The following is a 24,670-nucleotide window of genomic DNA, read 5'->3' as shown; positions in this document are numbered from 1 at the left end:
AAGCACCTTTCGCATGTCCAGAGGGGTCTGCGGTCACGCCCGCCGTGAAAGCCCGAGGCTAACATTCACCGATCCGGACGAACGGTGTGGCGCCTCAAGCCTGGTTCCACGATGGCTATACAGGCGGCTCTCCTCACAAGAGGAGACATCGGTTTCAATGAGCGTGGTGCTCCGTCGGTGCTCGTATGTTGGGGACGCGCCCGGCACACGGCGGGACAGAACGGCACTCACCCACCATGCCGAGTCGATGGAATGGCAGGTCACAACATTTCGCGGTATTCGACGGTACCGATTGAGCTGACTTTTAATCAGTAGGTTCCGGGTTCGAGCCCCGGGCGGCCTACCGTGTCTTCGCAGGTCAACAGCCTGCATGCCCCACGGAGTGCCCGCTGCCGAGGCGGATGTTGCTCCGTCGGTGCTCTTATGTCGGTACCCAGTCGTTTGCGCAAATCAGCGGTCCTCCCGGCGCCCCGCTGGTCGCCGGAGCATCGCCTCCTCCTTGATCCTGTCGGACCAGAACGGAGCCCCTCACGCTCGCAGCGAGGTAAGCGCCAGGGCATGGCTGGGACCGCCCGGTCCAACAGCCCCGGCGGCACGGCTGCCGCGCCCGGGGCACCGCGCCCATCGGGAAGGTGCGACGACTCCAACGCAAGCTATGGGCTGCGGCCAAGCGGTCCCCGGATCGCCGCTTCAATGCCCTGTTCGACCGTATCTGCAGGGATGACGTTCTGCGGGCGGTATGGCGGGGGGTGAAGGACAACCGGGGTGCCTCCGGTATCCACCGGATCACCCTGGAGGATGTGGGGTCCTACGGAGTCGAGCCTTGCGGCCCTGTGGTTTCCGGTTCTCGCGGATCTCGAAGTGGTCCAATACCCTTCCAGAGGCGGGGTGTTGCGACGACCACTAGAACTCAAGAAGCTGGGACGGGCATTTCTGTATGGTCGTCACCGACCCCGCGCGCGCTGCCGGCGGATCAACATCTCGGCAACGACCAGGTTCACGATCCAGCCGAGCCACTGCCCGACAGGGATGCTGGCTGCGACGGCCGCTTCCACGGAACCGTAGACGGAACCCATCACCGGGATCTGTGCAAGGAGCAGTAGCGGGACGACCGCCCGCGAGGTCACGGCCAGGAACGTCAGCGCGTAGTTGCGCGCCATCCACTCCGCATGCGCCACGAAGTCACGTCGGCGGGCCGCTTGCAGCGCGAGCGCACCGGTGACCAGCCAGGCCAGCGCCGGGATGAACAGCCCGACCTGGGTGACCGGACCGCGCTCGGACATCAGCGCGACGGGCACTCCAGCCAGCGCCGACGGCAGGACCCCCGCGAACAGGTAGGCGCGCCCGACCAGCCGGTGCAGGCGTCGGCGCGCCCGCAGCCGCGGCAGGAACTGAGCCGGACCAAGGACGAGCGCGGCGAACGCGGTCAGCACGTGCACACGCAGCAGAACGGCGTGGGCGCTGTTGCGCACCTCCAGCCGTCCTGCGCCCAGCTCCGGTACCGCATAGGGGGCGACCAGCGCCATCCCGGCGGCCACCGCCGCGATCAGCAGCACGCCGACGCTCAGCTCCCGAGCGTGGACCGCACCCGTGCGCTCGGCCATCACTGTCTCCCCGCCGTGGAGCGGATTGGTCGGTAGTTCGTGGCGACGGCGGCGGCCCCTGCTAGCACGGCCGCTGTGACGGCGAGCAGTTGCAGCCACAGCCCGGCCGTGTCGCCTGCGGAGTCCGGCACGACCAACCGCGTTGCCTCGCCCGCCGCGAACAGCCCCAGCAACTGCGACAGCCCCGCGAGCGTGCCGACGGCCGGACACCAGCGCCAGGGTGCGAACCACACGAACGCGGCGGCTGCCAATAGGATGGCGATCCCCGGCGGCACGGCCGGGTAGTCGGCGCCCGAAAGGATCTGCACAACGATCCCGACCGCCGCGGTGACAAGCGCCGCCGCGGTGGCGGCGGTCGCACGCGGTCTCGTCCGGGGCTGCGGCATGGTGATCACTCTCTTCCTGCGTGGTGGGGATCCCGCACGCTGCGGGGCGCCTTCGGTCTCATCGGCGGCTCGGCTGAGCGATTCGCGGCGCGCGGTAGCGGGCCAGCGTGGCGACGGCTCCTGCGATGGCCGCCGTTGCGCCTCCCGCGAGATGCAGCGCCTGGGCGACGGCCGCGACGGCCCCCCTTTCGCCGGCGAGGTTGGCGATCCCGTCCGGATCTGCCAGGAAGCCCACGGTGAAGACCGCGCCGAGGACCGCCGCCACGGCCGGCGCCCAGCGCCACCGGGCCACGGTGGCGAACACGGCGCCGACGAGCAGGAACAGAATCTCGGAGCGGCTGCTGGAACCGGTGTTGGCTGCCCCGGGCGGCAGCGCGACGGGAAATGGGGCCCCCAACGACCACAGGGCTGCGATGCCGAGGGCGCACAACAGCAGTCCTGCGATCGCGGCCCACAGGGCGCCGGACCTCACGCGCGGCGTTTTCATTTCGACCATGCCTGCCAGCGTGCCCGGGGCCGCCCCACAAGGCGTCGCCCCGAACGCGTATCCGCGGCTGCGCAGGTGGGCGTAGCCCGCAATCGCCCCGTGCGGGCCCGGGCTGCGCCCCCGGGGGGCGGCACCCTTGTACGGGATGGCCGAAATTCTGCGGGTGCGCACGATTCGTGGGCTCTTGCCTGGTCAACCGTTGCCCGGTGGTGCGGGGGCGCAGGCCTCGCGCCGGCACGGCACCGCCGCGCTGGTCCGGGGTCTCGGGGCGGCTGCTAGCCGCTGCGTTTGCGCCGTGCGGCCTTGCGTTGCAGTGCCCGGCGCCGGGCGCGCAGCCTGCCCTGCAGCTTGCGGCTCTGGCTGCGCCGCCGGGCACGTGCACGGGCCTGCGGATCCTTGAGCTTTGTATGGTCCAGCCGCGTCAGGTACCACATCGTCCCGGCGAACACCGCGAGCAAGGCGACCCCGACGACCGCGGCGAGCACGGGCGGCATGTTGTCCGCCACCTCGACGTATCGGTAGGCGACGTCCACCCGTTGCTCCTCACCCTTGCCCTGCAGTGCGCGGACGGACCCGCCCGCCCGGAAACCTACGTGCAGAGATCGGGGCGGACCTCGCCGAGCGCTTGGAGGATCTTCGGCTGCCATTTGTTGCCCGGGGTGATGATGATGCGGGTCTGCGGCGGGGATTCCTCGGACGCGGGTACCGGCAGGGTCCCCGCCCAGCTCGGTACCGTGGGGCGCTGGTGCTCCGTGTCCACCACCAGGTCGACGGTCTTGCGCTCTCCGCTGTTGCCTGCGGGGCGCACCTCTGCGCTGATCGAGCGGATGGCGTCCCACGGGATCCGCACGGTCTTCCCCGGGAACCACAGGTTGGGCTCCTGGATCAACGCGACGCCGATGGTGTCGGCCGCCACCGCCTGGCGGGTGAACACCCGCGGGGCCACCCACGCCATCCACAGCGCGACCCCCACCGAGCCGACGAAAAACACGACGCCCCCGGTGATCTCGCTTGTGCCGATGTAGGGCTTGCCCACCTCCGTGGACATCCGGATGGCGATCGCCGCGGCCAAGGCGACCGAGAACACCGTGAGCGAGGTCCACGTGAGGGTCCGGCGCCAGCGCAGGTTTACCGACCGGGCTTCGACGGAGTTGCCGGGCAGCGGGCCGCCGGGGCCTTTCAGGTCACCGAGTATGAGATCAGGGGAGGCCATGGCCGCAGTCAATCACGGCACCTCAGGAGGACGGCGATAGGGAGCACGGGATCGGCCACATCCGGTCATTGCTGCACACAGGTGCGGAAGCGGACAGCCATGGCACCGGCGAGCAGCCGGCTTTGCCGGGGAAGGCTGCTACGCTCCCGGCTCCTGCCCCAGCCGTCGGTTCCCGGAGCCCGCCATGACATCCGATGCGCCCAGTTGCTATCTGCTCGAGTTTTCTGTCGGCAGCGGCGGTGCACGGCTCGGCGACGTGCACGCCGCCCCCGATCTCGCCGCCGCGCGGGAGAGCTTCGAGACGCGGTTCGCCGTCGATCCCGACTCCTACCTATTGATGTGGTACGGAGCCGTCCTGCACCTGTGGGTGGTGCGGTGCGGCGCGGTCACTGAGGGCATCGACCTGCACCCGTACCTGCGCAGCGGCACCCCGGCCGGCGACCGGACACTGGCCCGGGTTGTCACCCTCAAGCGAAAGGCCTTTGCAGCAGATTCCTCCGAACGCGATTGGGAGGTCTGGGAAGACGCCGACCTGGTGATGGAAACTGCCGATTTCGACTGCGCCCCTACCCTTCCGGTGCTGGGCCGGGTGCTTGAACTGCACGACCGCATCGACGCTGATCCCGGTTCCGCGGACGCGCAGCGGGCCGCTGAGGAACTGGAGGGCTTCAGGGAATCCGACGGCGAGCTTCCCGACGGTTGGCCCGCCTTGGATGCCGGTCCCCGTGCGCTTCGGCTTGACTGGGATGCACTGGCCTGTGTTGTTCCGGCATTGGAAGCCCCGCTGCTGACCTCGGGCTGGATACGGCTCGCGTGGGCCGGCGAGCCCATCCGGGTCAAGGACAGCCAGATCACCGAAGGTCTGCGGTGGGATCCCTCGTTCGCCTTGCACGTGGGTTGGAACGACCTGGAGAACGGCGAGGACGGGTGGCTCGGAACCGATTGATGAGCGTGCCGCACCGCCGGTGGGCCCGGACACATCGTCCAGTGGCGCACCGCTCGCGATCGGCCCCGCCCCGGTCGGAAGGCCGGGGCGCCGACCGCGGTGGCCGCTGCTGGGCGGCCGCGGTGTCCGGGCGCGGGTGGATCCACCCGCGCAGCTCGCTTTCGCCGGCCTGTGCCCTGCCGTTTCAAGGGAACGCCGGACACGGGAAATGGGCAATGGTGATCGCTGTTGGCCGGATCCGGAACGGCTCGCCGCACTATCGATGAATGGCGGGCCGGTCGCTATCGTTCGTGCATGAGTGCCAACAAGTGCTGGTTCTGCGCCGCACCCACTCGACGCGATGAATACTGGCGTTTTGACATGCACCGGAACGCCGACTACTCGCTTACGCCGCTGATCGTCGTGATCGAATCCCGTTGGGAGCAGGTTTCGGTACCCGTGCCGCGGTGTGAGCGGTGCAGGGTCGGGCACGGAATCGAAAAGGGGCTCCGCTGGATATTGATCGGATCTGCGCTGGTCACCGGGTTGCCAAGTGTGCTGATGGTGATCAGTTATCTGAACGGGGAACCGTGGGCGGATTCTTGGCAGATCGTTTTTCCGTGGTTTTGGACCCTCGCCGTGTTGTGGCTGTGGTGGGGGGTGCGCCGGCGCTGGTTCGGTTGGCGGCGGTTGGCTCCGCGGCCGGAGCGCCATGCGCGTGCGTACCCCGCTGTCGTGGAACTGGCTGAGGGCGGCTGGAAGTACGGCGCCGGACCGCACGGCACGTGAGCACCGGCCGGCAGCAGGGCTACGCCGGCCCTGTCGCGGCGGCACCGTTACACCAGCGCCAGGCCGGCAACGGGTGCGGCGAGCAGGCAGCCCCAGCAGACCACCCGCTCCGGCCAGGTGCCCGTGGAGAAACGGAGCCGGAGCGGCAGACCGAGCATCGCCCAGCGCCGGCCGCCGACTGCGAACGGCCAGGCCAGCGGCACCCCCGAGCGGGTCAGCGCGTCGCCCAGCACTCCGGTGAGCATTCCGGTGCCGACCACGGCGCCGATGTGCGGGCCGGGGGAGACCCCCGCGTAGATCAGTGCCAGGGCCGCGACCGCGGCGATGAGGGTGACCACCGGCCAGCTCATCAACCGCTTGCGGCGCTGCCCGCGCGGCAGGAGCTGCGCCGTCCCGAGTACGCCCAGGCCGATCGTGAACCACAGCACCGCGGCGAGCACGGCGGTGCTCAGGGCCGCGCCGAGCCCGACCACGGCCCCCGTTGCGGCGGCCGCCGCCGGGGTGTGCCACAGGAACCGGTGCGTGCCGTCGGCGACCGTGTCCCTGGGGGTGAGCGTCCGGTAGTAGACCGCGGCGGAGACCCGGCGCGCACCGTCGGCGAGCAGGCGGGTCAGCGGCCCGTGGGAGCGGGCGACGGTGGAGCCGGGGTGGTCGATGTCGGGAAGCAGCGCGGCTCCGGCACCGACGGCGGCACCCGCGAGTAGTTCCATCGGGCCGACGGCCATTACGGGGGCCATGGCGGCGGTCGTAAGGACACCGGCCAGCAGGCCGGTCGCTGCGTGCGAGGGCGCCATCATCGCTGGTCTCCAAGCGGTTCGAGGGAGAATTCCCTGGTGGCGGCTTTACCGGACGGCTGCGGGCGGATTTGCGCAGCCCCGGTTACGCGATGGGGCCGGTGCGGCGGAAAAGCACGGAAACGGCGGTCGCGGCCGCTGGAAACGGCCGGTCGGAGAACCGGTTGCTGAAGTCGCGCGGGGGCATGGCGAGATCCTCACTCGATTCGGGAGCGCTGGAGTGGCGTTGGAGTATGGCAATCCGTGCAATCCATCCTGACCCACGGCGGTGACGGTTTTCAGTGGAGCCCGGAAGGAAACAGGCGACCGGGTCAGGCCACCCAAGCGCCGACTTCTGTTCCGGGCTGTCCTGAACTGCAGTCAAGTTCGGTTGCGGAGACCGATTCGGGTTTGTTTCCGGGGCGCTGAAATGCAGGAGTCACCGGACTTTCCTGCTCGTGGCAGGTATGGCCGGTAATAAGGCCGCCCGAAAATGAGTGTGACCGGTACCTCGCGGAATAGGGGTGGTGCCGGCGCCCTGCGCGGACGCAGCACGAACCACGCGCATCCCCGCCCACGCCCGCCGAATCCGGCCGGTTCCGGCCCGTTCCCGCGGCTGCCGCCGGGTTCCCGCAGGTCCCGCGGCGCAGTCGCTCACCGGAGCCCGCCGGCGCCCCGCGACCGCCCGCCGCCGCGCCCCGCGGCGACCCCGCAGTGGCGTACGGTTGGGTGGCGAGCGTTGAGTGTGACGGGACTCATGGAGAGCGTGGAATCGCCCATGGACGCGACAAGGCACCCCGGCGACGGCGACGGAACGGACCCCGACGACCCGGATGCCTCCCGCACCGGCAACGCCTTCTCCGGTACCGGCGGCACCGTCTTCCAGTTCCGCGATACCGGCGCCGGGATCACCGTCAACCAGGCGGCCGTCCCGGCCTACGCCCCTCGGCGCGACGACGCCCCCTACACGGTCCCCGCGGCTCCGTCGGTGTTCGTCAACCGCACGCCCGAGCTCGGGTGCCTCGACACCGCCGCCGCAGCGGCTGCAGCGGCCGGCGGCACCGCCATCACCGTTTGCACCGGCCTGCGCGGTATCGGCAAGAGCGCCGCGATCCGCACCTGGGCCGCCCGCACCCGCGACCGGTTCCCCGGCGGCCAGCTCTACGTCGACTTCGCCGAGATCCCCGGCGAGCACGGTTCCCGCGACGCCAAGGACGCCATCGCCCGGGTGCTGCGCTCGCTCGGTGTCACCGACGAGTTCATGCCCGGCACCGTCGAGGAAATGGCGACACTGTTCCGCAAGCGGACCGCGCACGAGGCAACGCTCGTCGTGGTCGAAGGCGCCGGGGAACCCGCCCCGGTCCGCATGCTCGTGCCCAACGCACCCGGCAGCGCGGTCGTCGTTACCGAGGACACCACCCCGCTGGATGAGCTCACCGTCGACGCCGCCCGTTTCGTGGCCTTCGACCCCTTGGACGCGGAAGCCGGCCGCGACCTGCTCGCCGAGATCTGCGGCCCCGACCGCATCGGCGCGGCCCCCGAAGCCGCCGACCGCGTCGTCGCCCTGTGCGGCGGCCACCCCCTGGCGCTCATGGTCAGCGCCGCGCGGCTCAGCCGGAACCCGCGCCTGGCAGTTGCAGATCTGGCGGCCGAACTCGCCGACGAAGACCGCCGCCTGAGTGCCCTGTCGCTGCGCGGCGACGCCACAGTCACCGCCGCGTTCAACACCGCCTACCGGGCGCTGCCCGACGAAGCCGCACGCGCCTACCGCCGACTGGGGCTCTGGCCCGGGCCGCAAGTGGGGCCGGAGATCGCCGCGGAGGCCGCCGCAGCGGCCGATCCGGGCGCCGCCCGCGCGAGCCTGGAAGGCGCTGGACTGATCGAGCCGTGCCCCCGGCAACCGGACGCCGTCCGGTTCCGCCACGACCTGGTGCGGTTGCACGCCCGCGACCGCGCCGAAGCCGAGGAATCCGCCGAGGAGCGCTCCCGGCTGCTGCGCCGGTTCCTGGAGGCCTACCTGGTGCGGTTGGCCTTCGCCGACCGCGCCGTCACGGGCGATCGGCTGCGCATCGCCGACCACGCCGCCATCACCGCCGGGCGCAGCGACCCGTTCGGTTCGCGCACCGCCGCGCTGGAGTGGCTGCAGGCCGAACGGGCGGGCATCGTCGCCGCGGAACACGCGGCTGTGCGCGCCGGCCTGCCCGACCTGGCCTGGCCGATCGCCGAGGCCGCGACCGCGCTGTACCTGAACCTGCGCTACGTCCACGACTGGGCCGAAACCGGCCTGCTGGGCGCCGACGCCGCCCGCGGCGCGGGACGCCCGCGCGCCGAGGCGCGGCTGCGCAGCCTGGTGTCGCGCCCGCTGGCCGACCTGGACCGGCTCGGCGACGCCGGCGAGCAGGTGCGCCGGGCCGCGGCGCTGGTGGCCGACTGCCCGGACGAGCGGTTGCGCGCCTCGGTGGCGGAGTTCCGCGGGCGCTACCTCGACCGCACCGAACCCGATCGGGCCGCCGCCGCATACCGGGAGTCGCTGGAGCTGAACCTGCGAGCGCACGAGCCGCGCGGCGCCGCGTTGGCCCGGCTGTTCCTCGGGGCGGCGCTGAGCCGCTCCGGCGGCCACGCCGACGCGTTCGCCCACCTCGACACGGCGCTGGCCTGGTTCCGCGAGTCCGGCGACACCCGCATGGCGGGCCGCACGCTGCTGGCGCTCGGGAGGGCGCACCTGAACGCCGGTGCGGCCGACCGCGCCCGGCAGACCCTGGAGGATGCGGTCGCGGCCCTGGGCGGCGGCAACCCGCACTACGAGGCCCGGGCCCGCGAGGCGCTCGCCGACCTGCTGGAGGCCCAAGGCGAGGACGCGGCGGCGCGGCCGCACTTGGAACGCGCGCTGCACCTGCACACGGAACACGGCAGCCCGCGCGCCCGCGAGCTGGCGTTCCGCCTCAACGAGGCCGGCTGACACCACGAGGCCGGCCGGTTGCACGAGGCCGGGGCTGATCGGACAGGGCCCGCTGGTCGAACGACCGCCCGAGACACGGTCGGCCCGCCTATCGCGCACTGGCGTACTGACCGCAGGTCGCGGTGCAGGACGTGGCCGTCGCCGCTGCCCTGTTGCGGTCGGGCGCGCCGCCGCCCGTCGCCATCGGAGACCGGATCCGGCCGCCCCCGCAGTGGGGCGGCCCGCCGACGCGGCCGGTTACGCCGGCGGGTCGCCGGTGGTGCTGTTGGTGGTGCCGGGTTGGTCGGCCGCCTGCGGGTCGGGTGATCCTGCCGGACCCGCCAGTCCCGTCGGGCCGCGCGCGACGGGGTGCAGCACCACCCGGTGCTCGCGGGTGCCGGCACGTATGCGCAGTATGCCGGGTCCGGGTGTCTGCCCGCCGCTCGTGCGCAGGAGCGTGTAAACCGCCGCCGCAAGGACCGCGGCGGGCGCCTGCGGTGGCCCGTCCTCGCCGGTCACCTGCAACACACCGCCGGTACGCAGCGCCACCGTGCAGCCGTCCGGGCCTGCGGCCGCGGCCAGCAGCGCTCCGGGGTAGGCCGCGAGCGCCTCGGCCGCCCGAGCCGCGGCCTCCGGGCCGCTGCCCGCGGGCTCGGGACGGTAGACCACCGACGCCGACTGCGCGAGCCGCTGGTCAGGCTCGGTCGTGGCCGCCGACAGGTGGCGCATCGCGCCCGGCGGGCACTGCGCCGCCGAGCGCACACCCGCCGGGTAGCGCCGCACGGCGATCAGGCCGGGTTCGGGGCATTCGGTGTGGGTCTCGAACGACAGGGCCGGGGTGTGCTCGGAATCGGGGGCGGCCGGCGCCCGCAGCACCGGGGGAGTGTCGGGCACGGGCAGGCCGAGCAGCTCGTAGAACAGCCCGCGCAGCGCCGTGAACGCCTCGCCGGGGCGGGACAGGGCGCGTTCGGCCTGCTGGGCGTAGCGGCCCGGCGTGTGGTCGGCGATCGCCGCTTCGACCTCGCCGCACAGCCGGCCGGGCCCGCCCAGCCGCGGCGCGGACTCGGCGAACTCGGCCATCGGGGTGCCGGGCACCGCTTCGGCGCCGAACGCGCCCAGCAGCACCGGCCGGTCCAGGGCGGCGGCGTAGAAGGTCACCGAGCCGTGGTCGCCGATCACACAGTCGGCGGCGACCAGCGCCGCCTGCCACCCCCGTTCGGACGGCAGGAGCAGCAGTCCGGCTTCGCGCGCCTGCGCCAGCCAGGCGCGCACCTGCCACGGGCTGTGCAGCGACCACACGTTGGGGTGCAGCGCTGCGGCGACCCGGTAGCGGTCGGCGGGCAGTTCGGCCAGCAGTTCGGCGGCGATGCCGGGGCGCTGCCCGAAAAGCGACTCGGGCCCCCACGTGGAGCTGACCAGGACCAGCCGCCGGTCGTCACCTGCGCCGAGCCGGTCGCGGTAGTGGCCGCGCAGCGGAGCGCCCGCAAGCAGCCCGTCGTAGGCGAGGTCGCCCACGCACGCGGTCGCGCCGGCGGTGTGCGGCGAGGCGGCGGCGAGCTGCGCCTCCTGCTCGGGATGGGAGACGGCGAGCACGATCCGCTTGGCGGCAAGGTGCTCCTCGGCGACGAGCCCGGACAGGCGGCGGTCGGCGCTGCGGGAGTCGGGAACGTACTTGTGGAACCCCACGCCGTGCGGCAATACGACAGCGGGGGCGTCGAAGGCGCCGAAATCGAGGTTCTCGCTGGCCGTGACCACCAGATCCACGGGGGTTTCGGCGGCCTGGTCCCACGGGAGCAGCGCCGCGCCCTCGCGTTCCAGCAGCGCGGCGGCGCCGGTGCTGAACGCGGAGGTGGTGTCGACGGTGAAGACGACCTGCACACGGGGGTCGGCGCGGAAGCATTCCAGGGCGTCCAGCAGCCGGATGGCGGAGGTAAGGGTCCGCGCCGCGGCCAGGACGGTACGCAACTGGTGCAGGGTCCGCCAACGCTGGGCGGTCGTGCCGACGGGGACCCGCCGTCGCTCGATCACGCGACCACCAGGTGGTTGAACGGGCATCCGGCTCCCAAAGATCCTAACACCCGGCCCCCTTCCCGGCCTGGCTGCGTACACAGCGCATTCTCCGCCGACTCCCCAGTTCCTAGCCGACCGCGGCGTTCGCGCAAACCCGGGCCCCAGCGTGCTGCCGCCCCGCCGGCCGCCTGTCCGCTGCCCCGTAGCCGTCCCGCGCCGGCTCCGCTGGCGCGGTTGGTTGCTGAGCTGCTCATCCGCGATCCGCGCCTGCGGCCACCCTGGAGCAGGCGCTGCGCATGCCGCACAAATGCCTACGGCGATGGAGGCGGGAGCGGCGCCGCTGGGTACGGCGGGCCGCCGCCGGGTTTACGGCGCTGAGCGGCGGCTAGGCACAGGTGTGAACCGCGACGGAGCCGGCCAGTGGAGGTCATGCATGCGCGCAGTCACCGTACGCCCCGGCAGCGCCGACCCCCTGGAGATATGCGAGCTGCCCGACCCCGAGCCCGCTCCGGGCGAACTGCTGGTGCAGGGCCTTGCGCTGGGCGTGTGCGGCACCGACCGCGAGATCCTCGCAGGCGGCTACGGTGCACTGCCTGAGGGACGCGACCGGATCGTGCTCGGGCACGAGTCCCTCGGACGCGTGCGCCAGGCGCCCGAGGGGAGCGGATTCGCGGCCGGTGACCTCGTCGTTGGCGTGGTGCGCCGGCCCGACCCGGTCCCGTGCGGGGCCTGTGCCCAGGGCGAGTTCGACATGTGCCGCAACGGCCGCTACACCGAACGGGGCATCAAGGGCGCCGACGGCTATGGCGCGCAGCTGTGGTGCGTCGACCCGGCCTACGCGGTCCGGCTCGCCCCCGCCCTGGAGCGCGTGGGCATGCTGATGGAGCCGGCCACCGTGGTGGCCAAGGCCTGGGAGCAGGTCGAGCGGGTGGGGCGGCGGTCCTGGTTCGCCCCGCAGCGCGTGCTGGTCACCGGTGCCGGGCCCATAGGCGCGCTGGCGGCCCTGCTGGGCAGGCAGCGCGGCCTGGACGTGCACGTACTGGACCGCGTCACCGAAGGGCCCAAGCCGCAGCTGATCCGCGACCTCGGCGGCGAATACCACACCGACGACATCGAGCGCGTGATGGCGAAGGTGAGCCCCGACATCGTCATTGAGGCGACCGGTGCCGCCCGGCTGGTGTTCGAGGCTATGGCGGGCACTCCTGCCTACGGCATCGTCTGCCTGACCGGTGTCTCGCCCAGCGGTCGCCGGATCACCGTCGACGCGGGCAGCCTCAACCGCGACATCGTCCTGGAGAACGACGCGGTCGTGGGTTCGGTCAACGCCAACCTGCGCCACTACCGCCAGGCGGCCGAGGCGCTGGCTGCGGCCGACCGGGCGTGGCTGGAGAGCGCCGTCACCCGCCGTGTCCCCATGGACCGCGCGCGGGAGGCGTTCACCCCGCAGGAGGGCGACATAAAAACGGTGCTCGCCCTCGACCCCTCGGCGCAGTGACACGTCCGGACGCCTGCGGCAGGGTGCCACCTCAGCCGACACGCCGGCTCAGCCGTCCAGGTACCGCAGGGCACGGAGGTCGGGGTGCTGCTCCAGGTGCTCCTCGCCGTAGACCAGGTAGACCAGCGCAACCGCCAGCCACGGCGCCGCGGTGCCCTGCCAGCGCAACGGCTCGGTCTGGGTGAACATCTGCACCACGCTCCAGTGCTCCAGCATCGGCGCGACCTGCATGTTCGCGTCGTGGTCCCAGGAGAGCCAGCGCGTGCCGTCGACCAGCGCCAGGACGCGCCGGTCGGTGAGGTAGGCGACCACCCGCTGGAACCCGCGCCACTGCGGCGCCGCCATGGCCTCGGCGCGGGCGCGCCGGTTGGCGTTGCCGATGGCGTCGCCGGCCAGGCCCGCCGCGACGAACAGCGGAGAACCGAAGTAGAAACCGCTGCTCTGCTGGTAAGTAACGTCCATCGCGTAATAGCGGGAGTAGTCGAGCACGAGTTCGGCATGGGCGGTCTCGCCGCGGGCCAGCCGCACCGGCGGATGGGGCAGGGACGGCAGCGGGAAGCCGTCCCGCAGGGCTTCCCGCAGGTCCACGGCCTGGCGCCACGCCATGGACCAAATGTCCGGTTGCTGCGGTTCGGGCTGCGGTTTTTTGGCCACCGGACCTCCTCGATCAGACGCGTCGGCCGTTGCCGCGCTCACTTGTGAACGGTTCTCTCGGCCGCAGCGGACCGCCGTGCGTACGCGACCGGTTCGGCGGCGTTCACCGGGATCCTACGCATTCCGCATCCGGCGCCGGCGCGGCCCTCCGGCATCCGGCACCCCGGGCGGGCCCCGGCGATCCCCGAGATTTCGGGCCGGGGTCGGATTCGGCGGTCAGGGTCGCGGTCAGGGGAGCACCAGGGGCGATCCCGATGGGAAAACCGGCTTCAGCGGGGCAGGGTGGAATTATGAACGAGAACACCGGCAGCAAGACGCTGCGTCGCAGCCGCCGCCAGCGGCTCCTCACCGGCGTGTGCGGGGGCATCGGGGAGTTCGTCGGCGCCGACCCGAACATCATCCGGCTGGTCCTCGTGGCCGCCGCCATCTTCACCGGCGGGAGCGCGTTCCTGCTCTACGTCATCGCGTGGCTGGTGATGCCCGAGCAGGACGGCGAGTCCTCCATGCTCGAACACTTCATCCGCAACTTCCAAGGCAAGAAGTCCGACTACTGATGTGGTCGCTCCGAGCCAGGTCAGGGTTTGTTTCGCGGCTCCCCCACGCCTTCGATGCGCGGCAGGGGGAGCCCAACAGGGAACCCGCGGGAGCCGAGCAGGGATCGCCGCAGGAGCACAGCGGCCCCGACGCGTCGGCTCCCCAGCAGAGCACCGGCCGCGCCTGCTGAGGGCGCGGCGGTGCTCGGGCAGCGCAACGGCCGGTTCCGCGCGCCCGCCCACCCGCGCCCGCGCAGGCGGGGTGGCCGGCGCGCAACGGTACCGGCGGCCGGGGCGCTCGCGGCTCAGGCACCCGCCGGCGACGGCGCGTTCATCAGTTCGATGGCGCTGTGCGACACACGCGACCAGTTCAGCGCCAGTGCGCCCGCGCACAGCACGCCGGCGGTTCCGGCGGAGACGACGACCACCTGGATGCTGGTGAGTTCCACCAGCAGGCTGGCAAGTGCGATCCCCAGGCCCTGTGCGGCCTGCAGGCCCGCCACCACGAGCCCGAACGCCAGCCCCCGCCCTTCGGCGGGCACGCACAGCACGAACGCGGCATTGGCGACGAACTGGTAGGACGCCGCGGCACCGGATAGCACCATCAACGTGACCATGGTCCACAAGGGCGGATCGGCCAGCCAGACGAGGAGCGGCGCAGAGGCGGCGATCGCCAGGGGGCCGAGCATGTGCATGCGGGTGGACGGGTTGATCAGCCGTGTCAGCACCACCCCGCCGATCACCGCACCCAGCGACGGGGCCGCCATGATGAGCCCCGCCGCCGTGGCGCCGCCCCCGGCCTGATCGGCCAGCGGGTTGGCCAAGCCGTAGGGCACCATGTAGAGCCCCGCCAGCCACGCGAACAGGCCGAGGGTGCGCAGCCGGGTGTCGGTGAAGACCAGCCGGGCACCGTCGCGGGTGACCTGCCACAGCGAGGGACGGATGTCGTCGCCGGCGTGCGGCGCGGGGCGGTAGCGCACCCCGAAGTAGACGATCGACGCCGAGACCAGGAACGTGAGCCCGTTGAACATCACAGCCGGGTTGGGGCCGATGAGCGAGACGATCCAGCCGCCGGCGGCCAGCCCGACCAGGGTTCCGGCCTGGGAGGTCAGCTGGAAGATGGCCGAGCCCGCGACGTAGCGGTCGCCCTGCACGATTTCGGTCATCAGCGCGGCCCGGGCGGCACCGAACGGCACGGTGGGCAGGATGGACAGGAAGAGCAGCACCCAGATGGCCCAGATGGGCAGCCCGGGAATGCCCATGGCGGTCACCAGCAGCGCGCGGACGATGTCGCATACCACGAGCACCCGGCGCCGCGGGAAGAGGTCGGCCAGACCGGACAGCAGCGGACCGCCGACCACCTGGGGGATGAAGGTCAGCGCCAGGGTGAGGCCGGCGGCCAGCGCCGAGGAGGTTTTCTCGTAGACCAGCACCGTGATCGCGATGTTGAGCAGGAAACCGCCGGTTACGGTCAGTGCCTGCGCCGACCACAGGGCCCGGAACTCGGGCACGCCGGCGACCTCGCGGTAGCTGCGCCGCCAGTCGGCGGAGTCGGGCGGATCAGAGGAGTCGGAGGGAGCGGGACCGGCGGGGTCCGAAGGGGCGGCGGAGCCGGAGGGATCGGTCGGGCCCGAACCGGGAGGCGCCCCGCCGGCGGCGCCGGCCGGGCCATCGGGCAAGGAGTGAGCGGGTTGGGTGGTCTGGGCGGTGACGGCGCCGGAGTCGGTGGGGGCTCGGCCGGTACCTGGTTCAGGGCGCTGCGGACTGGTCCCATTGGTCCCTCCGCGGGCTTGAGGGGGGACACTTGCCTCGCGGCTGTCCATGTGCGGATCGCCCACTCGGCGACTCCCTTACTGGATCACAGTGGTGTCACTCTAAGTTGTTGCGCGATGACCTACCGTTCCTGATGTGTGTGCTTTTCCGCAAGCCGTTCCGCCAGATTCGTAGCCGTTTCGTTGTACGTGCGGCGCGCCTTCCGCAGAATGGGACATCCGATTCGGTCGGATGGTGCAACCGTTTCGGTAGAGCGGAAGTGCGGAGCGCGCCCGGCGCGGCCCGGCGCCCTCAGCCCCAGCCGAGTTCGTGCAGGCGGTCGTCGCCGATCCCGAAGTGGTGGGCGATCTCGTGCACCACGGTGACGCGCACCTGCTCGACGACGTCCTCCGGGGTTTCGCACACGCCGCAGATCTCCCGTTGGTAAATCGAGATCCGGTCGGGCAGCACACCGAAGTAGCCGTCGCCCCGTTCGGTCAGCGGGATGCCTTCGTAGAGGCCGAGCAGTCCCGGTTCGGGCGCTGATTCCGCGACCGTGATCACGACGTTGTCCATGTAGCCGGTCAGCTCCTCGGGAATGGTGTCGAGGGCGTCGGCGACCAGCTCCTCGAATCGTGCGCGCGATAGTTCGACCACGCCTCGTATTGTGCGCCACCCCGCGGCCGGTGGCGAGCCCTCCGCCGCCCCGGGGGCCTGCCGGATGCGGCCGGGCCCAGGGCCGGGTGCCCACGTTGGGAAGCAGCGCGTAGGGGCATGATGGAGGGGTGTTGTCGCGCGTGGGATCCGGCCTGGTGGTGCTGGGCCGCGGTGCATGGGCCCGGTTGCTCCGCGTCCGCGGGGGCCGCACCTGGCGCATCGGGGCCGTGGTCGCCGCGGCGCTGCTCGGCGGCTGGCTGGGGTTGGCCCTCGGCGGGCAGATCGTGACACCTATCGGCCCGGCCGACGTCGAACTCACCGTCGCCCCTGACTGGGACGGCAAGACGGTCGTCGACGTCTCGCCGCTCGGCAAGCTCGAATTCGACACGCACACGGCGCCGCTGAGCTTCCGCGCCGCCATTTCCGAGATCCGCCTCTCCGCGGCCGAGGAGATGTTCCAGAACCCCGACGCCATCAACCGCATGGCCGGAACCATCGGCAAGGAACTCCGCCAGGGCGTCATCCACCTGTTCGTGCAAGCCGCGGTGGCGGCCGTCGCCGGTGCGGGGCTCACCGGCCTGGTGGTGTTCCGCGACTGGCGGCGAGCGGGGTTCAGCGCGCTGACGGCCGTGCTCGTGCTCGCCGGCGCCGGAGGGCTCAGCGCGGCGACGTTCAACCCGGCCGCCATCGCCGAGCCCCGCTACACCGGCCTGCTGGCGGGGGCGCCGCAGGTGGTGGGCAGGGCCGAGGACGTCGTCAACCGGTTCTCGCAGTACCGCGAGCAGCTGGCCGGTTTGGTGGGAAACGTCTCGCAAATCTACGAGGCCACGTCGACCCTGCCGGTTTACGAGGGCGACGCCGACACCATCCGCGTGCTGCACATCTCCGACCTGCACCTGAACCCGGCATCGTGGAATGTGCTGCGCTCGCTGCGGCAGCAGTTCCAGATCGACATCATCGTCGACTCCGGCGACATCAGCGACCGCGGCAGCGCCGCCGAAGACGCCTTCGTCAACGACATCGAGTCCCTGGAAGTCCCCTACGTGTGGGTGCGCGGCGACCACGACTCGATGGGCACCCAGCGCGCCGTGGAAGAGCAGCAGAATGCCGTGGTGCTGGACGACGAAACCGAGAAGGTCGGCGGAATCGTCTTCTACGGCGCGGGAGACCCGCGGTTCGCCCCGGACAAGACCCTCGATAACCCCAGCGGTGAGGAGGTCGCGGCGATCGGAGCCGACCAGGCCGCCTCGATCGAGGGCACCGAGCCGCCGGTCGACGCCGCGGTGTTCCACGACCCGCTGCAGGGCCGGGCCTTCACCGGCAGGGTCCCGCTGGTGCTGGCGGGGCACGATCACAAGCGGTCCACCCAGCTGCGGGACACCGGAACCCGCTTCATCGTGCAGGGATCCACCGGCGGCGCCGGCCTGCGCGGCCTCGACCGCGACGCCGAGGAGCCCACCCCCTACGAGGCGTCGGTGCTGTACTTCAACGCCGAGACCAAGCGGCTGCAGGCCTGGGACGACGTCACCCTCGGCGGTCTCGGCCTGACCTCCGCCCAGATCGAACGGCACATCGCCGAGAACCCCGACCGCGAGATCACCCCGCCCACGGCCACCCCGGTGGCCCCCACCACCCCGGCGACGCCGCCCACCGCGCCGGCACCGCCCACAGGACCGACGGGCCCGGCGGCACCCACCGCAACGCCCACCCGGTCCCCGGCGGATGAGCCCGGGTGACACGGGTCGCGGGCACCGCGGACAAACCGCTTTGGCACAGGGGCCCGATCTCCCCTATGCTTAGTGCGTCAACGACGACTGGCGAAGTGGGTAATGACGACCGCGTTCGTCGTCGAGGCCCCCATCGTCTAGTGGCCTAGGACGCTGCCCTTTCAAGGCGGTAACGCCGGTTCGAATCCGGTTGGGGGTACGGCTCGGTCAAACCACTGCCGAAGGTCTGGCAGAATGAGACGCAGAGCGCAGAACGCGGATTTCCCCGGTCAACAGGCCAACAGCCCGATCGGCCGGGTGGATTTTCGCTACCAGCGGTACAACTGAACATGCAAGGTCCTGTGGAGCAGCTAGGAGTGCTCGCCACCCTGTCAAGGTGGAGGCCGCGGGTTCAAATCCCGTCAGGACCGCCATACACACCCAGCAGTGTGTCTGGGGCCAGGTAGCTCAGTTGGTACGAGCGTCCGCCTGAAAAGCGGAAGGTCGGCGGTTCGACCCCGTCCCTGGCCACACAGTCTGACCAGCAGAGAAGCCCGGAGCCTATAGGCACCGGGCTTTTTTGACGGCGGCGGCGTTGCTTCGGCCGGTTGCCGGCGCGGCGGATCAGGCCGGGTGCCAGGTTCGTGACGGTACTCCGTTGATCGTTGCTCCGCCTTGAGCGAGGTTGACCGCGCTGTTCTCCAGGAACGCGAAGGGAAACGGCAGTTGAGGCGCTGTCAAGGCGTCCAGGTCGCGGAGTTGCGCATCGGAGAGGGCGACGGTCAGGGACGCGAGGTTGTCCTCCAGTTGGTCGGTGGTACGGCAGCCGATGACCGCGGCCGTCACTTCCGGGCGATGGCGGACCCAGGCGAGCGCGACTGCGGGGACCGGGACGCCCTGGTCGTGTGCGATCTGTTGGAGCAGGTCCAGGAGGGCGAAGGTGCTGTCCGTGAGCTTGCCCTGCGTTGTCGGCCATTCCGCGCGGCCCTGCCCGGACGGCCTCCGGTTCGTCCGGGTGTACCCGCCGGCCAGTACGCCCCCGGCGAGCGGACTCCACGGCGTCACGCCGGCACCCAGTTCGCGGGCGGCTCCGAACAGTTCGCCTTCGGCGGTCCGTTCGAGTAATGAGTACTCGGTCTGGACCGCGGCGATCGGGGCCCATCCGCGGAGTTCGGCGATGGTTGCTGCGCGGGCGACCGCCCAGGCAGGGGTGTCGGACAGGCCGTAGTAGCGGATCTTGCCCGCGGCGACCAGGTCCTGCAGCGTGCCGATGGTTTCTTCCAACGGTGTGTGCGGGTCGAAGTAGTGCTGCCAGTACAGGTCGATGTGGTCGGTGCCCAGCCGAGCCAGCGAAGCGTCGACCTGCCGGAGGATCGCCTTGCGCCCGGTGCCGCCGCCGTTGGGGTCACCGGGATGCATGTTGCCGGCGAATTTGGTGGCGAGCACAAGACCGTCCCGCGCGGACGGGGTCCGGCGGAGGAATTCCGCGATGGTTTCCTCCGAGCGGCCACCGGCGTAGCCGTTGGCGGTGTCGATGGCGTTGCCACCCGCGTCAATGTAGCGCTGCAGAATACGCAGCGACGTTTCCCGGTCGGAACCCCAGCCGGGGTCGTCGAACAGCAGCGTGCCCAGCATCAGTGGACTGACGCGAAGACCGGTGCGGCCGAGAGTGCGGTAGGAGTCGAGGTGTGTGGAATCCATGCCCATCAGTCTTGTGCCGCGCAACTGTAGGATGAAAGCTGAATCGTCCCAAATTCCTTCGCGAGAGTCCAAAGTTGGTTGGCGAACACGAGTCTGACCTTCTGTCGCAGGTCCTCGCTTCCGCCGGGGCCCGGTGCCACGTCACCGGCAGGCTGGAGGCGAGCGGTGCGTGGTCGATCCGGTTTCCTGCGCCCGGCCGCCTGAAGATCATCACCGTGTTGCGCGGAACCTGCACGTTCTCCTCCGGGCTGCTCGGCAGCGACATCGATGTGCGTGCGGGCGAAGCGATCGCCGTGAACGGGGACACCCCGTTCGTGGTCCGTACCGACCCCGCGCTCACGCCGATCGACGCGTCCGCGATGACCGTGCCCCTTCACCGGATCGGGGCGGGGGCGGAGTTCTCGGGTGTGGGTGGGGAACTGGACGTCGAACACGGCGGCGAGGCGTTACTCACCCGGGCGCTGCCCCCGCTGCTACACATCACCGGGGCGAGCCCGCAGTCCCAGGCACTGCACTGGTTGCTGCAGGAACTGCATGCGGAGATGGGCAGCGGCCGGGCCGGTCGCGGTTTCGCGCGGGACCAGATCGCCCGGCTCCTCTTTCTGCAGGTCCTGCGCCGGCAACTGGCGCAGCCGGAGGCGTTGCCGGCGGGCTGGTTGCGCCTGATCGCCGACCCTCGGCTGGCTCCGGCTGCGCGCGCGATACACGAGAACCCGGGACACGCCTGGCGGCTCGACGAACTTGCTCGCGTCGCCGCGATGTCGCGGACGGGATTCGCCGCTCGTTTCCGCGCCGTGGCGGATGCTCCTCCACTGGCCTATCTGCACGACTGGAGGATGCGTCTTGCGGCACACGCGTTGGTCCACCGGGACGTATCGGTGGGCGATTTGGCGCTGAGCATCGGCTACCTGTCGGAGAGCGCCTTCATTACCGCGTTCAAGCGCGCGTTCGGCACGACTCCGTTGCGGTACCGGCACTCGTCCGCACGGCGTTGCACCGCCTGAGCTCGCACTTTTCGCTCATGTGCAACTACCAGCGGTTGTCGGCATGATGGGGTTTTGCTCCGGGCGAGGGCGAGGGTGTGAACCGGGATGAGACCGCTTCCGGTGCGGCCGCCGGAGAACCTGCCGAACCTGCCAATGCGGGCAAGCCCGCCGATCCCCCCGAACGGTCCAGCGGACAACGGCGGCGGCGGAGGCCGTTAGGGGCCGGTCGCCGGCCGCCGCGCCAAGGTGCCGGTTTGCGCTGCGGGGCCGAGGCGGGTGGACTTGGCTTTCCGGGTGTTGGCGTGCCCGGGTTTCGGGCCGCCCGCGGGCGGATGAGGAGGTGGCAGGTGATCGGGCGCTGGACGGTGTGGATCGCGTTGTTCTGCGGGGCCGTCGCGGGGTACCTCTGTTTCATCGCCTGGCGCGCCGACGGCTGGGCCGCCACGACGATTCTGTGGGGGATCGTGTGCTTTGTGATGCTCGACACCGCGTTCGTGTTCACCCGTATCTCGCGCCGCCGGCACCGTCGGCGCGGTGCCGGCCGCGGTTCCGGGGACGGGGCCGGCGGGGAGTGACTGCGGAGTTCGGGCGGAGCGCGGTGTCCCCAGCCTGTGGACGGCGGTTGCGTGCCGGCGTACCCGCACGCAACGAGGCGGTCCGCGGCGGTGGCCGCCGGTGAGCATCGTCGAGTTCCTGCTCCGCCGCCTGGAGGAGGACGAGATCACCGCCCACCGCGCCGCCGATTACCGCAGCAGGCCCGACGGTGCCTTCGTCTCATCGGGGCAGGAACGCTGGGTGTGGGTGGACGCCGAAACCGGCGAGCGGCCGCCGCGGAATCTGCACCAGGACCTGCTGCGGACCGAGCACGGAGCGCTGCTGCGCAGCGTGCAGGAGTATCCGATGCGTTCGGGGTTCGGCAACTCCCCGGCCCATGTCCTGCACGTGCGCGGCACACTGCGTGTCAAGCAGGCGGTCGCCGACCACGTGGTGCGCCACGACCCCATGCACGTGGTCGCCGACATCGAGGCCAAGCGGCGCACGGTGGCGGCGCACACGGCAACCGGCAGCCCCTCGCGCGGCGAACTCACCTGCCCCAAATGCGTGGATTGGCAGGACGGCACCGCAGTGCCCGAGCCGTTCCCGTGCTTCACGCTGCTGCTGCTCACCCAGCCCTACCGCGACCATCCCGACCACGATCCCGACTGGCAGGAGCGGCTGGGGCGCAAGCCGCCGATCGACATCTTCGGGCCCGACCCGTTCGGCGAGCGGCAGCCGCCCGGCCCGCCCGCTCCGCCCGGTGTCGCTCCGCCGCCTGCCTGACCTGCTACGGGCGCCGCCCGGCCGGGAGAACCGCCTCTCAGAAACCTTCGCGCCGCAGCCGGTCGATCTGGCGCCGGTCGCGCTTGGTGGGCCGCCCTGCGCCGGGGTCGCGCCGCAGGATGGTGCCGCGCGGCTGGGGAGCGGGTTCGGGGCTGCGGTCGGTGTAGCAGCGCCGGGCGAGCGGCGCGCCGACACGCTTGTCGATCACCAGGACGACGTCGACGATGCGTGTCACCCCGTTCAACCGCACCTGTACCTCGTCGCCGGCGCGCACGGTGGTCGCGGGCTTGGCGGGCCGGTCATTGACCCGCACGTGCCCGCCCCGGCACGCCTGGGCGGCGTCGGCGCGGGTCTTGGCCAGCCGCACTGCCCAGACCCAGCGGTCCACCCGGCCGCTGGGGTGGGTCGGCGGCATCTTCGGATCGGACTGAGCAGCGGGCTCGCCCTGCTGAGCGGCGCCGTCCGGTGCCGCCTGCCCGTCCGGACCTACCTGTCCGTCCGGCCGGTTCTGCCGCTCCGGGTCCGGTTGCGCGGGCGGCGTGCTGCGATGCGGGTCCTCGTTCACCTGCGATCCCTCCGGCGGCCCCGGCGAAACGGCCCGATCGCCTGCGGAGCCGCCTGTGGCGCTGACGGTCGGCGGTTGGTGGTTGCGAAGGCAGTGGCGGGCCGGGCTGGTCCGGGCCGGCACCGGTGCCCGGTAGCCGGAGCCCGCGCGCACCCTCTGCCCGCACTGTAGCCCGGCACCGCGGTTGCGCGCCGCCGCGGCAGCGGCCACCGGTGCCGCATCCGGAAGCCGCACGCCCGCTCCACAGCCCCCGGCCCTGCCCCGCACCCGGGCCCCGGTTCGCGGTTGCGAAAATCCTTCGACGCCATCAGCGGGCCCCCGGCATAGTTGCGGTGCATGGGCCATATCGATGTCTCCGGGGCCGCGTACCACCTGCCCGACGGCCGCATCCTGCTCGACGACGTGTCATTCCGGGTGGGCGACGGCATGAAAGCGGTGCTCGTGGGCGCCAACGGCAGCGGTAAGACCACGCTGCTCCGGATCGCCGCCGGCGACGTCGAACCGTCCGAGGGCGCCGTCACCCGCAGCGGGCGCCTGGGTGTGATGCGCCAGTTCGTCGGGTCGCACGCCGCCACCGACGCGGCAGAGCGGGCCGATGGCGTCTCCGCGCCGCTGGGCGCCGACTCCCCGGTCCGCGACCTGCTGGTGTCGGTCTCCGCACCCGGTGTGCGGGCGGCGGCCCGCGAGCTCGGCGCCGCCGAAACCGGCCTGTTGGAGCGCGACGACGAAGCCGCCCAGCTCCGCTACGCCCAGGCATTGGCCGACTGGGCCGACGCCGGCGGCTACGACGCCGAGGTGCTGTGGGACACCTGCACCGTGGCGGCCATCGGCGCCCCTTTCGACCGGGTCCGCTACCGCGAGCTGGGCACCCTCTCCGGCGGCGAGCAGAAGCGGCTGGTGCTGGAGGCACTGCTGCGCGGCCCCGACGACGTGCTGCTGCTCGACGAACCCGACAACTACCTGGATGTGCCCGGCAAGCGGTGGCTGGAAGAGCGGCTGCGCGCGACCCCCAAGACCGTGCTGTTCATCAGCCACGACCGCGAGCTGCTGGCGCGCACCGCCACCCACGTCATCACCGTTGAAGGCGGCGCCGCGGGCAACTCGGCCTGGGTGCACGGCGGCGGCTTCGCCGACTACCACCGGGCCCGCGCCGACCGGCACGCGCGCTTCGCCGAGCTGCGCCGCCGCTGGGACGAACGCCACGCCCGGCTGCGCGAACTGGTGCACACCCTGCGCCAGAAGGCCGCAGCCAACGACACCATGTCCAACCGCTACCAGGCCGCCGTGACCCGGCTGCGCAAGTTCGAGGAGGCCGGCCCGCCCCCGGAGCCGCCGCGCCCGCAGAGCATCACCATGCGGCTGCGCGGCGGACGCACCGGGGTGCGCGCGCTGCGGTGCCGCAACCTGGAACTGACCGGGCTGATGGAGCCGTTCTCGACCGAGGTGTTCTACGGCCAGCGCGTCGGCGTGCTGGGCGCCAACGGCTCGGGCAAGTCCCATTTCCTGCGCCTGCTGGCCGACCCCGCGAGCGTCCCGCACACCGGCGAGGCGCGGCTGGGCGCGCGCGTGGTGCCGGGCCACTTCGCCCAGACCCACCACCACCCGGAATGGCAGGGCCGCACGCTCACCGCGATCCTCGCCGAGGACCACGCGCTGCAGTTGGACGAGGCGGCGCCGCTGCTGCACCGCTACGAACTGGTGCGCCAGCGCGACCAGCGCTTCGACACGCTCTCGGGCGGCCAGCAGGCGCGCTTCCAAGTGGTGCTGCTGGAACTCTCGGGCGCCACGATGCTGCTACTGGACGAGCCCACCGACAACCTGGACGTGGAGTCGGCCGAGGCGCTGGAGTCGGCGTTGGAAGCGTTCGAGGGCACTGTGCTGGCGGTCACCCACGACCGGTGGTTCGCGCGGTCCTTCGACCGGTTCCTGGTGTTCGGCGCCGATGGGCGGGTCGAGGACTCGGATACGCCGGTGTGGGACGAAGGCCGGGTGCGCCGCAGCCCGCTCTGAGCGTCCGGGTCCCGGGTTTCGGAGCGCCAATGCGGCGGAGCGGCCGCGGAAGTCAGGGGAAGTCCGCGGAAGTCCGCGCGGCCCACGGAACCGATATCTGCGGGGCAAGGGGCCTGAACTGCCCGAACGCTGCGCCGGCGCCGGGACGCACCCCGGCGGGAGGGGG

The 24,670-nt window shown here is 71.7% G+C and carries 22 protein-coding genes and 4 tRNA genes; 14 read left to right on the top strand and 12 right to left on the bottom strand.

Annotation, left to right across the window (positions count from 1 at the left end):
- The first annotated feature begins 257 nt into the window (after positions 1-257).
- Positions 258-343: transfer RNA gene (locus ACYVD5_RS19030), tRNA-Lys, on the top strand.
- Between the two features lie 601 nt (positions 344-944).
- Here ACYVD5_RS19030 and ACYVD5_RS19025 read toward each other — a convergent pair.
- The 5 genes from ACYVD5_RS19025 to ACYVD5_RS19005 form a co-directional block, all read right to left on the bottom strand.
- Positions 945-1,604 (bottom strand): DUF2306 domain-containing protein, encoded by a 660-nt coding sequence (locus ACYVD5_RS19025; protein ID WP_461002424.1) that lies wholly within the window; start codon positions 1,602-1,604, stop codon positions 945-947.
- On the bottom strand, positions 1,604-1,990 hold the full coding sequence (locus tag ACYVD5_RS19020; RefSeq protein WP_461002423.1) for a hypothetical protein: 387 nt from the start codon (positions 1,988-1,990) through the stop codon (positions 1,604-1,606). The genes ACYVD5_RS19025 and ACYVD5_RS19020 overlap by 1 nt, the downstream gene beginning before the upstream one ends.
- Positions 1,991-2,048: 58 nt before the next feature.
- Positions 2,049-2,462 carry a hypothetical protein gene (locus ACYVD5_RS19015; protein WP_461002422.1) on the bottom strand — a complete coding sequence of 138 codons (414 nt, stop codon included), beginning with the start codon at positions 2,460-2,462 and terminating at the stop codon, positions 2,049-2,051.
- 290 nt (positions 2,463-2,752) lie between these two features.
- Positions 2,753-3,010 carry a hypothetical protein gene (locus tag ACYVD5_RS19010; protein WP_461002421.1) on the bottom strand — a complete coding sequence of 86 codons (258 nt, stop codon included), beginning with the start codon at positions 3,008-3,010 and terminating at the stop codon, positions 2,753-2,755.
- A gap of 56 nt (positions 3,011-3,066) precedes the next feature.
- Complete coding sequence (locus ACYVD5_RS19005) at positions 3,067-3,690, bottom strand: hypothetical protein (protein ID WP_461002420.1); 624 nt, start codon at positions 3,688-3,690, stop codon at positions 3,067-3,069.
- Between the two features lie 184 nt (positions 3,691-3,874).
- Between ACYVD5_RS19005 and ACYVD5_RS19000 the strand changes: the two genes are divergently transcribed.
- Positions 3,875-4,636, top strand: a complete 762-nt coding sequence (locus ACYVD5_RS19000; protein ID WP_461002419.1) for a hypothetical protein — start codon at positions 3,875-3,877, stop codon at positions 4,634-4,636.
- Between the two features lie 294 nt (positions 4,637-4,930).
- Positions 4,931-5,404: a hypothetical protein gene (locus ACYVD5_RS18995; protein ID WP_461002418.1), complete on the top strand. Its 474-nt coding sequence runs from the start codon at positions 4,931-4,933 to the stop codon at positions 5,402-5,404.
- Positions 5,405-5,451: 47 nt separating this feature from the next.
- Here ACYVD5_RS18995 and ACYVD5_RS18990 read toward each other — a convergent pair whose 3' ends face one another.
- Positions 5,452-6,201 carry a metal-dependent hydrolase gene (locus ACYVD5_RS18990; RefSeq protein ID WP_461002417.1) on the bottom strand — a complete coding sequence of 250 codons (750 nt, stop codon included), beginning with the start codon at positions 6,199-6,201 and terminating at the stop codon, positions 5,452-5,454.
- A 754-nt stretch (positions 6,202-6,955) separates the two neighbouring features.
- On the opposite strand from ACYVD5_RS18990, the gene ACYVD5_RS18985 reads away from it, so the two are divergent.
- Positions 6,956-9,136: an ATP-binding protein gene (locus tag ACYVD5_RS18985; RefSeq protein ID WP_461002416.1), complete on the top strand. Its 2,181-nt coding sequence runs from the start codon at positions 6,956-6,958 to the stop codon at positions 9,134-9,136.
- Between the two features lie 237 nt (positions 9,137-9,373).
- On the opposite strand, the gene ACYVD5_RS18980 is transcribed toward ACYVD5_RS18985, so the two are convergent.
- Positions 9,374-11,143 (bottom strand): hypothetical protein, encoded by a 1,770-nt coding sequence (locus tag ACYVD5_RS18980; protein ID WP_461002415.1) that lies wholly within the window; start codon positions 11,141-11,143, stop codon positions 9,374-9,376.
- Between the two features lie 415 nt (positions 11,144-11,558).
- Between ACYVD5_RS18980 and ACYVD5_RS18975 the strand changes: the two genes are divergently transcribed.
- Positions 11,559-12,620: a glucose 1-dehydrogenase gene (locus ACYVD5_RS18975; RefSeq protein WP_461002414.1), complete on the top strand. Its 1,062-nt coding sequence runs from the start codon at positions 11,559-11,561 to the stop codon at positions 12,618-12,620.
- A 48-nt stretch (positions 12,621-12,668) separates the two neighbouring features.
- Here ACYVD5_RS18975 and ACYVD5_RS18970 read toward each other — a convergent pair whose 3' ends face one another.
- Complete coding sequence (locus ACYVD5_RS18970; protein WP_461002413.1) at positions 12,669-13,274, bottom strand: hypothetical protein; 606 nt, start codon at positions 13,272-13,274, stop codon at positions 12,669-12,671.
- Between the two features lie 290 nt (positions 13,275-13,564).
- Here ACYVD5_RS18970 and ACYVD5_RS18965 point away from each other — a divergent pair, with 290 nt between their 5' ends.
- Positions 13,565-13,828, top strand: coding sequence for a PspC domain-containing protein (locus ACYVD5_RS18965; RefSeq protein WP_461002412.1), 264 nt, complete (start codon positions 13,565-13,567; stop codon positions 13,826-13,828).
- 284 nt (positions 13,829-14,112) lie between these two features.
- Here ACYVD5_RS18965 and ACYVD5_RS18960 read toward each other — a convergent pair whose 3' ends face one another.
- Together ACYVD5_RS18960 and ACYVD5_RS18955 are read right to left on the bottom strand one after the other, a co-directional pair.
- Positions 14,113-15,318 carry an MFS transporter gene (locus ACYVD5_RS18960; RefSeq protein ID WP_461002428.1) on the bottom strand — a complete coding sequence of 402 codons (1,206 nt, stop codon included), beginning with the start codon at positions 15,316-15,318 and terminating at the stop codon, positions 14,113-14,115.
- A gap of 553 nt (positions 15,319-15,871) precedes the next feature.
- Positions 15,872-16,216: a metallopeptidase family protein gene (locus ACYVD5_RS18955; protein WP_461002411.1), complete on the bottom strand. Its 345-nt coding sequence runs from the start codon at positions 16,214-16,216 to the stop codon at positions 15,872-15,874.
- A 140-nt stretch (positions 16,217-16,356) separates the two neighbouring features.
- Between ACYVD5_RS18955 and ACYVD5_RS18950 the strand changes: the two genes are divergently transcribed.
- The 4 genes from ACYVD5_RS18950 to ACYVD5_RS18935 all read left to right on the top strand — a co-directional run bounded on the left by ACYVD5_RS18950 (position 16,357) and on the right by ACYVD5_RS18935 (position 18,453).
- Positions 16,357-17,952 (top strand): metallophosphoesterase family protein, encoded by a 1,596-nt coding sequence (locus ACYVD5_RS18950; RefSeq protein WP_461002427.1) that lies wholly within the window; start codon positions 16,357-16,359, stop codon positions 17,950-17,952.
- Between the two features lie 117 nt (positions 17,953-18,069).
- Positions 18,070-18,142 (top strand) — tRNA-Glu (locus ACYVD5_RS18945).
- Between the two features lie 136 nt (positions 18,143-18,278).
- Positions 18,279-18,356: transfer RNA gene (locus tag ACYVD5_RS18940), tRNA-Asp, on the top strand.
- A gap of 23 nt (positions 18,357-18,379) precedes the next feature.
- Positions 18,380-18,453, top strand: a tRNA-Phe gene (locus tag ACYVD5_RS18935).
- Between the two features lie 93 nt (positions 18,454-18,546).
- On the opposite strand, the gene ACYVD5_RS18930 is transcribed toward ACYVD5_RS18935, so the two are convergent.
- Positions 18,547-19,623 (bottom strand): aldo/keto reductase, encoded by a 1,077-nt coding sequence (locus ACYVD5_RS18930; RefSeq protein WP_461002410.1) that lies wholly within the window; start codon positions 19,621-19,623, stop codon positions 18,547-18,549.
- A gap of 74 nt (positions 19,624-19,697) precedes the next feature.
- Between ACYVD5_RS18930 and ACYVD5_RS18925 the strand changes: the two genes are divergently transcribed.
- The 3 genes from ACYVD5_RS18925 to ACYVD5_RS18915 all read left to right on the top strand — a co-directional run bounded on the left by ACYVD5_RS18925 (position 19,698) and on the right by ACYVD5_RS18915 (position 21,929).
- Entirely contained in the window at positions 19,698-20,627 is a 930-nt protein-coding gene (locus ACYVD5_RS18925; protein ID WP_461002409.1) for an AraC family transcriptional regulator, read from the top strand.
- A gap of 329 nt (positions 20,628-20,956) precedes the next feature.
- Positions 20,957-21,184, top strand: a complete 228-nt coding sequence (locus ACYVD5_RS18920; RefSeq protein ID WP_461002408.1) for a hypothetical protein — start codon at positions 20,957-20,959, stop codon at positions 21,182-21,184.
- A 100-nt stretch (positions 21,185-21,284) separates the two neighbouring features.
- Positions 21,285-21,929 carry a DUF6221 family protein gene (locus tag ACYVD5_RS18915; protein WP_461002407.1) on the top strand — a complete coding sequence of 215 codons (645 nt, stop codon included), beginning with the start codon at positions 21,285-21,287 and terminating at the stop codon, positions 21,927-21,929.
- 37 nt (positions 21,930-21,966) lie between these two features.
- Here ACYVD5_RS18915 and ACYVD5_RS18910 read toward each other — a convergent pair whose 3' ends face one another.
- Entirely contained in the window at positions 21,967-22,344 is a 378-nt protein-coding gene (locus ACYVD5_RS18910; protein WP_461002406.1) for an RNA-binding S4 domain-containing protein, read from the bottom strand.
- A gap of 486 nt (positions 22,345-22,830) precedes the next feature.
- On the opposite strand from ACYVD5_RS18910, the gene ACYVD5_RS18905 reads away from it, so the two are divergent.
- Complete coding sequence (locus ACYVD5_RS18905) at positions 22,831-24,504, top strand: ABC-F family ATP-binding cassette domain-containing protein (RefSeq protein WP_461002405.1); 1,674 nt, start codon at positions 22,831-22,833, stop codon at positions 24,502-24,504.
- Positions 24,505-24,670: the final 166 nt, after the last annotated feature.

This window comes from Streptomonospora sediminis, assembly GCF_054778995.1.
This window is presented reverse-complemented; position numbering and strand designations above follow the sequence as displayed.